The sequence below is a fragment of the uncultured Gemella sp. genome, from assembly GCF_963525165.1.
Classification (GTDB): Bacteria; Bacillota; Bacilli; order Staphylococcales; family Gemellaceae; genus Gemella.
On sequence record NZ_CAURJN010000007.1, the window covers coordinates 24,736 to 38,120 of the forward strand.

12 protein-coding genes are annotated in these 13,385 nt (G+C 26.4%); 1 reads left to right on the plus strand and 11 read right to left on the minus strand.

What is annotated here, in order from left to right:
- Window positions 1-42: 42 nt before the first annotated feature.
- The 11 genes from RWQ74_RS02320 to RWQ74_RS02365 all read right to left on the minus strand — a co-directional run bounded on the left by RWQ74_RS02320 (window position 43) and on the right by RWQ74_RS02365 (window position 12,617).
- Window positions 43-807: a nitroreductase family protein gene (locus tag RWQ74_RS02320; protein ID WP_314396429.1), complete on the minus strand. Its 765-nt coding sequence runs from the start codon at window positions 805-807 to the stop codon at window positions 43-45.
- A gap of 260 nt (window positions 808-1,067) precedes the next feature.
- Window positions 1,068-2,126 carry an AbiH family protein gene (locus RWQ74_RS02325; RefSeq protein ID WP_314396431.1) on the minus strand — a complete coding sequence of 353 codons (1,059 nt, stop codon included), beginning with the start codon at window positions 2,124-2,126 and terminating at the stop codon, window positions 1,068-1,070.
- Window positions 2,127-2,221: 95 nt separating this feature from the next.
- On the minus strand, window positions 2,222-3,358 hold the full coding sequence (locus RWQ74_RS02330; RefSeq protein WP_314396433.1) for an AAA family ATPase: 1,137 nt from the start codon (window positions 3,356-3,358) through the stop codon (window positions 2,222-2,224).
- A gap of 4 nt (window positions 3,359-3,362) precedes the next feature.
- Window positions 3,363-4,151, minus strand: a complete 789-nt coding sequence (locus tag RWQ74_RS02335) for a DUF6414 family protein (RefSeq protein WP_314396435.1) — start codon at window positions 4,149-4,151, stop codon at window positions 3,363-3,365.
- An 87-nt stretch (window positions 4,152-4,238) separates the two neighbouring features.
- Window positions 4,239-7,283 (minus strand): DEAD/DEAH box helicase family protein, encoded by a 3,045-nt coding sequence (locus RWQ74_RS02340; RefSeq protein WP_314396437.1) that lies wholly within the window; start codon window positions 7,281-7,283, stop codon window positions 4,239-4,241.
- A gap of 12 nt (window positions 7,284-7,295) precedes the next feature.
- Window positions 7,296-9,275 carry a site-specific DNA-methyltransferase gene (locus RWQ74_RS02345; RefSeq protein WP_314396439.1) on the minus strand — a complete coding sequence of 660 codons (1,980 nt, stop codon included), beginning with the start codon at window positions 9,273-9,275 and terminating at the stop codon, window positions 7,296-7,298.
- A gap of 21 nt (window positions 9,276-9,296) precedes the next feature.
- Complete coding sequence (locus RWQ74_RS02350) at window positions 9,297-9,842, minus strand: DUF4391 domain-containing protein (protein WP_314396498.1); 546 nt, start codon at window positions 9,840-9,842, stop codon at window positions 9,297-9,299.
- A gap of 334 nt (window positions 9,843-10,176) precedes the next feature.
- Window positions 10,177-10,281 carry a hypothetical protein gene (locus RWQ74_RS08695; RefSeq protein ID WP_399540725.1) on the minus strand — a complete coding sequence of 35 codons (105 nt, stop codon included), beginning with the start codon at window positions 10,279-10,281 and terminating at the stop codon, window positions 10,177-10,179.
- Window positions 10,265-10,387 (minus strand): hypothetical protein, encoded by a 123-nt coding sequence (locus tag RWQ74_RS02355; protein ID WP_314396441.1) that lies wholly within the window; start codon window positions 10,385-10,387, stop codon window positions 10,265-10,267. Before RWQ74_RS02355 ends, RWQ74_RS08695 begins: the two co-directional genes overlap by 17 nt.
- 172 nt (window positions 10,388-10,559) lie before the next feature.
- Window positions 10,560-11,825, minus strand: a complete 1,266-nt coding sequence (locus RWQ74_RS02360; RefSeq protein WP_314396443.1) for a hypothetical protein — start codon at window positions 11,823-11,825, stop codon at window positions 10,560-10,562.
- 297 nt (window positions 11,826-12,122) lie between these two features.
- The gene (locus RWQ74_RS02365; protein ID WP_314396445.1) at window positions 12,123-12,617 is read right to left on the minus strand and encodes a hypothetical protein; all 495 of its coding nucleotides are present in this window, start codon (window positions 12,615-12,617) and stop codon (window positions 12,123-12,125) included.
- A gap of 188 nt (window positions 12,618-12,805) precedes the next feature.
- On the opposite strand from RWQ74_RS02365, the gene RWQ74_RS02370 reads away from it, so the two are divergent.
- Window positions 12,806-13,300 carry a type II toxin-antitoxin system RelB/DinJ family antitoxin gene (locus tag RWQ74_RS02370; RefSeq protein ID WP_314396447.1) on the plus strand — a complete coding sequence of 165 codons (495 nt, stop codon included), beginning with the start codon at window positions 12,806-12,808 and terminating at the stop codon, window positions 13,298-13,300.
- Window positions 13,301-13,385: the final 85 nt, after the last annotated feature.

Here is a 13,385-nt window from a genome sequence, read left to right on the forward strand (position 1 = left end):
TATATCTATTTTTTCAAGTAATGTCAATTATTTCACTTAAATTTATTTTTCCTTCTCACTCACAAAACCATTTTTCTCTAATAGTTCTTTAGTTACTTTTTCTATTCCTGAAGGTTGCGCATAGAAATCAGCGAATTTCTTAGTCCATGTTTTTGTCTCACGTGCTTCAGCGAAGCCTACCATAGTTTGACGGTATTCTTTTAATACTTCTACGTTTGATTTAGGGAATTCATTGTATCCTACATTAGCCGCGTCTGGTAATCTAGGTTTAACTTTTTCCGTAGATAACTCTTCATCTTTAACACCGATACTTAGTCCACATAGGAACAATGCATTTTCTGGAATATTTAGTAATTCAGAAATCTTATCTCCAAAACCTCTTACTCCACCACAATAAACAATTCCGTATCCTAAAGACTCAGCAGCTAAAGCAGCATTTTGCATCGCAATACCTACATCTAAAGTACCGATAATTAATGGTTCATATTGATTAGAAATATCAAACTCTCCACCTTCAATATCAAATGCTAATTTGATATTAGTATAATCTAAACAATATAGTAAGAACGCAGCAGAATTTTCAATATGAGCAGCATTACCAGGTGCCTTATCACGAATTAAATCAGCGATTTGTTGTTTAGTTTCACCTGTAGTTACAATAATACTATAGTGTTGACCATTCATCCAGCTAGATCCTTGTTTAGAACTAGCGATGATTTGTTCAAGATGTTCCTTAGGTAGTTCTTTTCCTTTTACAAAACTACGAGTCGTACAATGATTTAACATCGTTTTAATTACTTCATTCATATGTTACCTCCATAATTTTATTAATTATTAATTTGTGTTGATAGCTTCTAACTCAGATAAAAGATTTGTCAATAAATTATATGTAGTCAATAATTAATCTCTAGATAAATATTTAACATTTATATTTCTGAAACATTATATATGCTTCTAGCTGATTCTTTCAATTAACTTTAATTTAAAATAGGATTTTCCAAGTAATTTAAATATATTATTTCTATCGAAAATTATTATTAAATAATATTGCTAAAACATTAATCACCCTATAATGATTTAATAAATTTTTGCATTTCTAATAGTACAATTTTATCATTAAATTTTAATTTTTGTGAATTTTCTTCAATGATATCACTTGATTTATAATAAGAAATAAACCATTCAGCTTCTAAAAATTTTTGATTAATTAATTCAAAATATGGGTGATCTACTTCTCCCATTGATAAACCAAAAACAAATATTTCCTTAATTTTCAATTTTGATAGAAAATTTTCTAACTTCTCTAACTGAATTTCCTTTATCATGCTTTCATTCAATTGATTCATATATTTATCTACATCGTTATTATACTTTTCAAATTCACAAGGTTTATATGTTACTGCTTCAACATATTCTTGATGAGTATAACTCTCATAGTCACCTTCTTTACCTCTGGAAACATTTGGGTTTTCTTCATATAAATCTGAATAACTATTTAAAATATTTTTCTTATTATTCCCAAAAACTAACTCAGCTTCGTCATTAAGTAATCCATGAATATGACATATATTAGCATTAGGTATATCTGTATATATTTTTTCTAAAGTATTAGTATAGTTAAAAGTTAAAAAATAGTCTTTTTCCCTAAAATCAAAATCTTTTTGAAAATTATTTTTATTATTATTTAACTCATTAGCATATTTACACATTTTATAAAGCCCATCATGAAAATACTCTTTCAAATCATCCAAATCATAATGTAACTCAGAAAATACTGATTCTAAATTAACTCTATTACATTCTGCAGCGTATCTGGCATTCTCATATTCGAACCAAGAATTCCCATAATGTGGACTTTCTATAGGATAACACTCCACATTTATACTAAATAGGTACTCCAACTTTTCTCTTATTGGATTATTTAAACAATCGATATCTTCTGTTCTTCCTATCCTACTTTCAAAATCACTCCAAAGTTCTATATCATCTTTAAAATAGAGTTTACTAATTTTTTCAAAAAGCTCTTCATTATTCTTTCTCAATATTGGCACCAAATTATCTTTATAACTCGTAGGTAATCCATGATATAAATCAAAACCATTACCTAATATAATTAATCTACTCATAATTTCATTCCTTTCGTTTATAATATTGTTATAATTAAAATTTTTAGAAATCAATATTATTTGAGTTAAACACTCGTTTAATAAATAAATTAATTTTAATGGTCTACATCCTCAGAATTCATGTAATTTTCAAACAATAACTCCTCAATAACCCCTTGTACTTTAGACTTAATCGTACGTGCATTTTCACCTTGTGTATTAACAAGCATACTTACCTTCGAATAAATCAATTCTTCATCTAATAAACTTCCTAATTCTTTTTTACGAGATGAAATTTCTTTTTTCACAATAGCATAAATAGTGCTACTTTCAAAATCTTCAAATTTTATAAACTTATCTATTCTGTAAAAAATTGGAAGCCCTAAATGTTTTTTCATATCTTCTAATGAATTATAGTTTGCTGTTAATATAATAAGTGTTCCTGACATGTTAACATCATAGTTTGCATCTTTAAATATTTCATTATCAAATAAAGTATAAAAAGCTGAATAAAAACTAGATTCACATTTATCAAATTCATCTAGAAAAATTAGATTAGATTCTCTTTCCAATAAATCATAACCTAGACTTCTTCGATTCAATTCTGCCCCGAACAAATAATCAAAACTTTGAATATTCTTAAACATTGATAAGTGTTTTTCAAAAAATGTATTATCAAAAAATTCCTTAGCAATTTCTCTTACTAATTCTGTCTTTCCTATGCTACTTTTCCCGTAGAACATAACTACATAAGGCTTTTTTGTATTTATTTTTGTAAGGTACCATAAACTTTTACTAATTTCATTAACTGCCTTATTTTGCCCAATTATTCTTTGTAAAATAGAATCTATTTTCACATTAAAATTATTTTCATCTTTTACTATTGAATATACTTCATTTTTGACGATAAGTTCTATTAAATCTCTTTTATGTAATTTTTTTAAATATTCATATAGATATCTTGGTGGATTATGAATATAAATTTCTGAGTTTTCATAAGTGAATTCTTCAATAATTGTCCCCAATCGCTCAATAGCTGCTCCTACCAACGATTGATAGTTATCGTTACTCAAAATTAAAACTTCTTCTTTACGGTCAAATTCTAATTCATTTTTTTGGGCTACATCTTGATACATAATAAGTTGTCTAAAAGAATAACCACTGTTTTCTACAGACAAGTCATCTAATTTCTTATCAAAATATGATTTAGAGCCAATAAATATAAAATATTTTCTCTTATGATTTTCATTCATCTATTTACTCACCATCTTTCACCTTAATACCAGCATATACTACATCATATAATTTTATCATATCTTCCGGATAATCTTTTTCATTTTTAAAATTATTATTATTATCTTTTCTTTTATCATAAGTTGAAGGATATACTTCTCCTAGTTTTTTAGGTTGTGAAGTAGTTGATATGAGTGTTTCCATTTTATTAATTTCTCCAAAGAAATTAAAATGTTCTTTAGAAAATTCACCTACAAAAATACAATACATTGTCATCTCAGACCTCAAAATATCATATCTTTTATAATTACTCACAAAAGCTGTATTATTAAACCTTACATACTCTGTTTCTGAAATTTTATATGTATCATACCCCTCATATTCATCCATTACGGATTTAAATTCTTTAATATCAACTCCATCTATTTCACCTTTAAACATTCTAAGATATCCACCTGCAACTCTAAAAAATGTTGAAGAATTTTCAATATCAGCTAATATTTTCTTATCATATTTTTTTAATCTTGATTTCAGATTTTCAAATTCAGAAATTTCTGTTGATGTTATAGTAATCTTTTTATCCAGTTTAGCAATATAACTAGCTTTCAACTTCCCGCTAAAAAGGAAACGAATTCTATCGAAGAATGGGACACTTAAATCGACTTTAGTACCTAGTTCAAGTTCCCCCTCTTTATTTAATGAAGTTTTCTTATCTGTTATATAAGTCTTACTTCCACTATTTTCTTGTTGAAGTATATTCTGTATAGTTTCTTTATCAAAATATATAATTTTATTAATTATTCTTTGGGTCATTTATACTCCTTTTTTTTAATAATTCTGGCTTTTAACTTTTTATATTCTACATCGTACAACTCAACATTAACCTTTTAATCCTAAAATCTACCTTGTTATCAAATTAAGTAGTGATTCGTAGTTATCTACTACATCATATACTACTTCATTATTACTTATTGCTTTAAAGTGTTTTTTTGCACAATGTATTTTTGATTGTTCAATAGTACGTAATTCTAGTGAATCCATGCTTCCTTTTGTTTCAGCTATAAAGTAAACATGTTTAACAGAACCTTCATGGAAAGCTATAGCCCAGTCTGGATTATATTTCCCAACTGGTGTTGAAATATAAAAGCTATTTGGTAACTTAACATAAACAGCAACACTATTATTTATATCTAAATCACTAGCAAACCTTTTTTCATTTGTTGAATCATAAACAATATGGTCATATAAATGTTTTTTTGCCTTCATTGCATTCACATCTAGTTTACCTTTGATTGTAGCATCTGTAAAAATATTCACATCATATTTTTCTTCCATAACATTGTATGTAATATGCTCAATAACAGCAGTTGCCTTCTCTGAGTTAATAATCGAAATAGTTTTAAGTATGAATTCTTCTGGATTAAACTTGAATTGTTCAAATACATACGGTTTTATACCTTGTAGTATACGAACAACTGCTTTCCTAGTTAAATCCGTACCCTCTACAATTTTTCCTATTAAATCATATTTTACATTAGAGCCTACGATTGAACGATCTGTGTAATTATTTGCTTCTTCTTTAACAAATGATTTTCCAGCTAATAATTCTTCTTTAGATTTAATTTTATTCATCACTCCACTTTCAACTTTAAATTGTAGTTTAGTAACTGCTAAATTTTGGTCTAAAGCATTAATAGCTTTTTCTATAAGTTCTTCTGTATCGAAGTCAACTACATAAATAGATTTAGAATTAATTTTCTTCCACAATTCTTTAAATTCTTTCATAGCTAACTTATTCTCATCCAATTTAAGTTCAACATTATTTTGTCTAGCATCTTCAATTGTATATAATTTGTTATCATAAACTGAATCTAGAATAGAAACAATTTCATTCACATACGGCATTAACTCATCATCAAATTCAATTGTACCATTTTTCTTATCTTCGTAGTATTTGTCCGTTAATGTATGTTTCTTATCAATATATTTATTAGAAATTAATTCAAACTGAATAGCATAAGCTAATTCACTATCTATTTGAATCTCTTCTCCATTAATACCTTTTAACACACGTCCAATAAATAAATCCTCTGTGATTTTAACAGGACGATCTGATACTGCTTCTGCAAATTCACTTTGCAATCCTTTAGCAAAACTATCATAACTTTCACTAGCAATTATAGTTAGCACATTAACATTATGTACTTCGTTCCCTAACGCATTAGCATCCATTCTGTCACCACGATCATTTACACATAATCTTAAACCACGTCCAACTTCTTGTCGTTTTCTTACATCACTCGTACTTTGTTTTAATGTACAAATTTGGAACACGTTAGGATTATCCCATCCTTCTCTAAGTGCGGAGTGCGAGAATATAAACCGAACTGGTGATTTTTTAGGGTCGCGATTTAATAATAATTCTTTATTTTTCATTATTAAATCATATGTATCTATATCATTTTCACCACTTGCACTCATCTCATTTCTTTTCAACTCAGAATCTACTAACTTACCTTTTTTGTCTATTGAGAAATAACCAGCGTGCGTTAAACTTTTATCAATCTCATTTAGATAGTTTTGATACTCTGTTTCACCAAATTTTATTTTCAAGTTTGACACTATATCGTTATACTCTTCTTCAAACATTTGTGCATAGATACCATTATATTCACTTCCAGCTTCATCATAACATTTATATTTTGCAACTTCATCAATAAAGAACAATGATAGTACTTTTATACCCTTATTGAATAACTCTCTTTCTCTTTCAATATGTGATAGAATAGTTTCTCTTATTTGAATTCTACGAAGAACATCTTCATTTACATTACCTATAACATCACCAGCATAGATTTTTTTACCATTTATAAATTCAATTGAATTGTCTCTTCCATCTATTTTAGTAATAGTAAATCCATTTTTGTATTCTTCTAATTCACCTGAATTATCATATAAATTAAATCCTTCATTTACTATTCTTGTGATTTTTTTAATCCCTTTTGATGTTTTATAATCAAATTGAATAGTCGCTGTAGGTGCAGCTTTTGAAAGGTTAATTCCTTCTAAATATACATATCCCTCTGTTGAACTACTACCAGTTTCAGTTATCCCTTTAACTGATATTCTTTTAACAAGTTTTTTGTTATATGCTTCTAGTGCATCTAACCTATATACCATATTATAAATACTATCTTTTTTATGTGTTGCAGAATATCGTAAAGTCATTAAAGCATTAAACTGCTCTAAATTTTCCTTTGTCTTCTTACCTTCAACTGATTGAGGTTCATCTATTATTACTATTGGATTAGTTTTAGCTATGACATCAATAGGTCTTCTCGAACGAAATTCATCCAATTTCATATAAATACGTCTTGCATTTTTACCAGTAGCATTAAAGGCTTGAGAATTAATAATCATAACATTGATTGAATTATCTGAGGCAAACTGTTCTATTTGATTTAACCTACTAGAATTATATACAAAATATCTTATTTTCTTACCATATTCTTCTGCAAAATGATCTTGTGTTATTTCAAAACTCTTATGAACCCCTTCACGAATAGCAACTGATGGTACTACAACAATAAACTTACTCCAACCATATTTTTTATTTAATTCATACATAGTTTTTATATAAGTATATGTCTTACCTACACCTGTTTCCATTTCAATAGTTAGGTTATAACGTCCCTCTAACTTTTCAGATACTTTTATATTATTTTCCTTCTGTATCGTATTAATATTCTCTAGAATTTTAGAATCAGTTAACCCTGGAATTATCGGTTCATTTCTCCAACCAGTAAAATCATCTAATAAAGTTTCTCTACCATCTCCACTATCAATCATATAGGTAGAAGTTAAAAGAGGTTGATCACTAAAAACATCTACAACTGCACGCGCAGCATCTTTTTGAAATTTCTGATGTTTAAATTGTAATTTCATTTTTTCTCCTTCCTAAATAACTTTTATTTTTGTATTAGGTGACAACAGTTTAAATATTTCTCTAGTATTTATTTTCTCTGCACTATTTTCAAAACTACTATCTCTAAATACCGCACGAAGTGGAGTTAATTTAGCAATCTCTTTCATTACATTCTCTGAGATATTCTCTTCAAAACACGCGATTAGATCACCATCATTATAATTATGTACCATACAACCATCTATCTCAATAGCATTATATGGTAAAGATAAAGGTAATCCCCATTCTAATAAACATCCAAATAATAAATCTAAATCTGTTCTATCTTCTTTAATATTTGACTCTAGAGAACTAAGGAAATCTTGACTTATTTCATTAGGAGAGTAATATACATCTTTCATATTCGAACTGTCAACTTTCAATACTCTAAATCCTGTATCTAAATCTGAAGTTAATAATGGATTTTCACTTTTAATTTTATTCCCTGCACGACGAATTCTTTCTTTTCCTATTTCAGAAAGATAGTATGGCTTATTGATTTTCTTTAGAAATTCTATAGCATCTTGATGTATTTTTCTTGAGCTTTTATCCATATTTTTTTGTGCTTTTTCTAAATCCTCCGGTAGTTGTACCATAATAAATTTTCTCTGCAATTTATCTTCAAAATTTAAGTCCATCACTGCATGAGCTGTGGAGGCTGAACCCGAGAAGAAATCTAGAATTAAATCATCTTTAGTACTAGATATTGAGATTATTTTTTTCAATAAAGCTAGCGGTTTAGAATAATTAAATATTTTTACATTTCCAAACAATTCTTTTAATAATTCAGTACCAAATTCATTATTTATCTCTTTTTCATCCCATATACTTGTAACCTTACGTGTAGTATCAGGATTTAAGTAATCTTTAGTAAATACATCATATTCTAATCCACTTTTTCTATTCACTTTTCTAACAACTAATTTATTTTTTTCATTTTCAACAGTTTTTGAACTCCATCTCCACCTTCCCTCACTACCATCACTAAGTCGAGGTATTATTTCTATATCATATTTATTTTTTGTTGATATATTACCTGTTTCTTCATCAAAATAAATCGAATAAAACATAGTTGGTGAGTCTTCTCTTCTTGAATCAGCACCTCTTTTTCTCAATCCTAATTCTCTATATACTCCAAATTCATCACTTTTATTATATTCTTTCTTTTGACTTTCTGTTAGTTCTAAACCTTTTAGTTTCACATTCTTTATATTTTTTGATAATACCAAAATATATTCATGATTAACGGCTATATTAGCACTAGACTGTGAGCCTCTAGGATTCATTATAGGTATAATATTTCCAATAAAATTACCATTACCAAAGATTTCATCACAGATTCTTTTTAGATTTTCCACTTCATTATCATCTATACTAATAAATATAACACCATCTTCTTTTAGTAGATTTTTTGCTACTAAAAGTCGCGAATACATCATCGAACACCAATCTGAGTGAAAACGACCATTTGAATCTGTATTTTTAAACATACGATTTCCTTCTTCGTCATATTCTCCACTCTCTTCAGCATATTCTTCATTACTTACTTTGAAATCATCGTTGTATATGAAATCGTTACCAGTATTGTAAGGCGGATCTATGTATATCATTTTTACTTTTCCCAAGTAACTTTCTTGAAGAAGTTTTAATACTTCAAGATTATCTCCCTCAATATATAAATTCTCCGTATTATCCCAATCTACACTTTCTTCTGGGGCTGGACGAAGAGTTTTTCTTATAGGTTTGTTAGCTTCAACTATCGACTCTTTTTTCCCTACCCATGTGAATTCATACGCTTCTTCACCGTCGACTATATCTTCTGATAGCATTTGTTTTAACATTTTAAAATTTACTGATTTTTTTAATTGTCCATTCTCATCTCTTGATTCCGTTATACAGTTAGGAAATAAAGCTTCTATTTTTTCTATATTTTGAGAAGTTAAATTTAACGACTCCATTCTCATTTTTTCCATCATTTTACCTCTTAAAAATTTTTATTTTAATATTTTACTTACTTTATTCTTTAATTTTTTTAGTTCAGCATTTAATTCGACTTGTCTATTAAATTGTTTTTCATTTTTTACTTTTTTAGATAGATTATTAACTTGTTTTTGTATTTTTTCATATTCTATACTACTTAATACTTTCTCTTTTAATGTATCACCTAAGAATTTATCTAATTCATTATTAGAAATACTATTTAACAGATTTTCATACATATTGTCTAAGTTAATACCAGATAAATTTAACAAATCTTCATCTTCACTTACCCAATCTGAATGAAATATTTTGTGTATATTAATCGTTCTAGCTTCTCTATTAATTTCTTTATAACTTATTGAATATTTTTTCTTGTTATTATATTCAAATACAAATAAAATATGATATAGTATATTTTCATCAATAATATATAAAACCGAATCATCAATTTCATAATCATGAAGTTCTACTCTAAATACTTCTATTTCCTCTACTAAACTACCTTTTGCTATATTCATAGTCGTATGATCTATTTTATTTTCCCATGTTATTGACTTTATTTACTTTACAAAATAATTTTTAGTTTTACTCGGAATAGATGTATGTGTATAAAGATCTTTATAAAACTTCTGTTTAGGTATAAACCTATTAAACTCAGTACTTTTTGGTAATCCTAACATCTCTTCACCCCTTTACTTTATAACTAGAAAACAAATCAATTTAAAATAGATTCATCTAAAAATTTTAGTTTTTATTGCTATAGTTTCTCTAAACTCATACAAACAATATATCTCTATGTTCATTTACAGTAATTATAGATTTTATTATTATATTTAATAATTACACTACTCATTCCCAATAATATCAATAAATTTTTTTCCATATAATTTTTCTTTATTTCTTAGATATCATTTTTTTATCTATAGGAGCGTCTTTTTTTATTTCAAGTGGGAATGGAATGCCATTATGCATTATAATTTGTCTATAAAATAAATCTATCGCTGTTGCCCTCGTTAAACCTAATTTTTTTTAGTATTGCTTCCGCTTCTACTTTAACATTTTCTTGTATCCTTACATTTACAGTTGCTGTCTTTATACTCGTCATAATCAACACCTCCGTGCGTCTCTTTTTATTATACACTTATGTATCTCTATTAGCAATACAAATGAGGTACAATTTAATTTTTATTAACCATTATATAAAAGTTGAACTGATACTTACAAAATAACTTTTTAATAGGATATAACTAATAATTTACTTAATATAAATAAAATACTTATTCATTATTTCCTTTATTTTTTAAAATTTCTTTACTATATATTTCTGAACTATTTCCTAAATTTTTAATTAATTCATTAATATGATTAGTTGGAATATTTAATTTAGGTTTGGCATTTTTCAAAATCTCAGATATATCTCCTAAGTTGGCAATAATTTTGCTAATATTACTACTAAAATTATAATTACTTGTATAATTATTTATTATATTTTTTATAATTTGATTGTGTTGTTTAATTATTTCTTCTTGATATTTACGAAGACTTATTAATTCTTTTTGATTCTCTGATAATACTACTTCTCTTAATCCTAAATTAATATTATTTATGTTCTCAGATAATCTATTAAATATATCACTTGTTTCTATGGCATTTAATAGTGCATCTCTGAATGAAGTATAAACAGCTGTTACATTTGTATTTTCTTTATATTTCTCTTCGTTTATATTTATAATTTCTTTCTCTAATGCCTTAGTCAGTTTTTTTAATAGTATTTTGATTGAGTTAAACTCACTACTCGAAAAATCTTTATTATGCATTACTTTGTTTCTACTTAATCGAATTATTTCTAAATCCTCTTTCTCAAGTTTAATATTATAATTATAAAATAGCCTATCCCACAAAGATCTTTTAACAGATTTTTCTAAGATTTCTTTTATACGATTAATATTTGGATTTTGTTTTTTTATTTCAACTTTACATGTTTCTATTACTTCTTCATTACTCCATTCTTCACTTTCATTAAATAAATAATTAATATAATCAAAGAATGAGAATTCTTCTAATGCATTCTCTATATAATGTTTTTGATTAATACCTTTCTCTTTATGTGATTTTTCAATTTCTTTACTTATGGTTTTCTCAACCCACTTTCCTTCATACGCTTGAATAACTGTCAAATATATAAACTGACGAAGAACCCTTTCAAACTTAGAAATAATTACAGTTGCTTTATCACAAAAATATCTTGATGAATCATCATATATTGTTATAATTCGATAATTTTTCCTATGTTCTCCTTTTTTTACAGCATTTTTAATATCTTCAATTAGTATTGCATTTTCTAGATTATTTCCACTTTTAGTAGTAGATATACTAAAAACAATATTATTACTTTCTTGAGCTTTTACTATATCGAACTTATAATTTATATCCCTATAAAAAAATTCATTATTCTTGATTTTAAATACACTACTAAAATCATTCTTTAATTCTTCAATATCTATATTTTTATTTTTGTGTAAAAATAATAATTTTAAAATCATTTTATTCCTCTTTATATATTACTATTAATTGCTCCAAATCAATAATTATTATATTTAAATTAATTTATTATAATATTACAATTTAACTAGTACAATTTTATATACTAATAAAACAAAAAATAACCATCTTTGCTTTGACTGAGAAAGATGTTTTTTGTAATCAATATTTTCGAGTTACCATTATAAAATCGGAATCCTCTTTTAAATAATAATATTTAATATTTTATACTTTATTATTCAATGATTAAGTTACTGACTTATACTTTAAAGATTAACTTAGTACCCCTATCAAACTTCCTACTTAATAAACTTCGTGATTTTTCCTTCTTTTTTATATGTTTCTACTGCTTTTGCTACTCTCTCGAAGTCACGTTTTAAGCTGTATGAATAGATATCTCTGAATAATCTATATCCTAGTTTTTCATTTACTTCGAATGCTAGTGTGTATAATTCATATGTTTCCATTGAATCGAAGTTCTCGTGTGCTTTTACTACATCTACTAATATATCGTCACAATGTTCGACTAACGCTTTTTCTAGTCTATCATTTAAGAATTTTGATTTATCTAGAGTATATTTAAACATTTCTCTTGATGTAGTTGAGAAGTCTGCTACTAAACTTTCTTTATCTAGTTTATCATACAGTTCATATCCTAACTGTTCATTTACATCTTTTGCGATTTCTACCAATCTTTCTTCTGATACTGGCTCTAAACTATATGCTGCGTTATTAACTTCCGATAATGCGGTGTAGTTTTCTTCTATCGCTTTTTGTAATAATTCTAATTTCATAAAGATCCTCTCAATCCTAATTTTCTCACATTCTATTATAACATATTTACTAGTAATTCTTATATTTCTTTACAACTTTTCTTTATTCATAGATATATTCTTGAAATTAACTTTTTCGTATAAAGTTCTCTTAAAAAATTAACTATTCTACGATAAAATTAATGTATTAACTAAGGAGAGTTTAAAAAATGAGTGAATCGAAAATTGTTTTAACCATTAATGATAAATTAAAAAATGATTCTGAAGATTTATTCTTTAGTCTTGGATTGAATCTAGAAACTGCCATTAGCATGTTCCTTACAAAAGCTGTTAATGAAGGTGGAATACCTTTTGAAGTGAAACAAGCAAAATATGTTGAAAGTCCCAATTTTATCTCTAGTCACTTCACTATTAAATCAGCTTTATATGAAGTGAATGAATATTTAAAAGATAGATTTAATGAAGAACCTTCATTTCATTTAGCATGTGATACAAAAGGTGTAGAACATGAGGATATTGGTAAACTGTTTATTTTATTCTCGAAAAATACAGAAAATATTAATCAAGAAGATTTTACAACAAATCATATCGATAGTTTAGTTGAATTAGCTATTACTGCTGTTCCATCTATAAAAAGACTATCATCAGATCAACTTCGTGACATAGTTAATGCTTTTATCAATAATTACTATTTAATTAGATAGTAATAAGTGACTAGTAAATTTTTAAAAAGGATATCCAAAATAAAACTCAAAATTCCACAACTGAATTTTGAGTTTTATTTTTTAT

What these genes read in the sequence shown, in the direction of transcription:
- RWQ74_RS02365 (WP_314396445.1), bottom strand. Translation starts at nt 12,617, where the DNA reads ATGAAATTAGAATTATTACAAAAAGCGATAGAAGAAAACTACACCGCA.
- RWQ74_RS02325 (WP_314396431.1), bottom strand. Translation starts at nt 2,126, where the DNA reads ATGAGTAGATTAATTATATTAGGTAATGGTTTTGATTTATATCATGGA.
- RWQ74_RS02340 (WP_314396437.1), bottom strand. Translation starts at nt 7,283, where the DNA reads ATGAAATTACAATTTAAACATCAGAAATTTCAAAAAGATGCTGCGCGT.
- RWQ74_RS02335 (WP_314396435.1), bottom strand. Translation starts at nt 4,151, where the DNA reads ATGACCCAAAGAATAATTAATAAAATTATATATTTTGATAAAGAAACT.
- RWQ74_RS02355 (WP_314396441.1), bottom strand. Translation starts at nt 10,387, where the DNA reads ATGACGAGTATAAAGACAGCAACTGTAAATGTAAGGATACAAGAAAAT.
- RWQ74_RS02370 (WP_314396447.1), top strand. Translation starts at nt 12,806, where the DNA reads ATGAGTGAATCGAAAATTGTTTTAACCATTAATGATAAATTAAAAAAT.
- RWQ74_RS02330 (WP_314396433.1), bottom strand. Translation starts at nt 3,358, where the DNA reads ATGAATGAAAATCATAAGAGAAAATATTTTATATTTATTGGCTCTAAA.
- RWQ74_RS02360 (WP_314396443.1), bottom strand. Translation starts at nt 11,825, where the DNA reads ATGATTTTAAAATTATTATTTTTACACAAAAATAAAAATATAGATATT.
- RWQ74_RS02320 (WP_314396429.1), bottom strand. Translation starts at nt 807, where the DNA reads ATGAATGAAGTAATTAAAACGATGTTAAATCATTGTACGACTCGTAGT.
- RWQ74_RS02345 (WP_314396439.1), bottom strand. Translation starts at nt 9,275, where the DNA reads ATGGAAAAAATGAGAATGGAGTCGTTAAATTTAACTTCTCAAAATATA.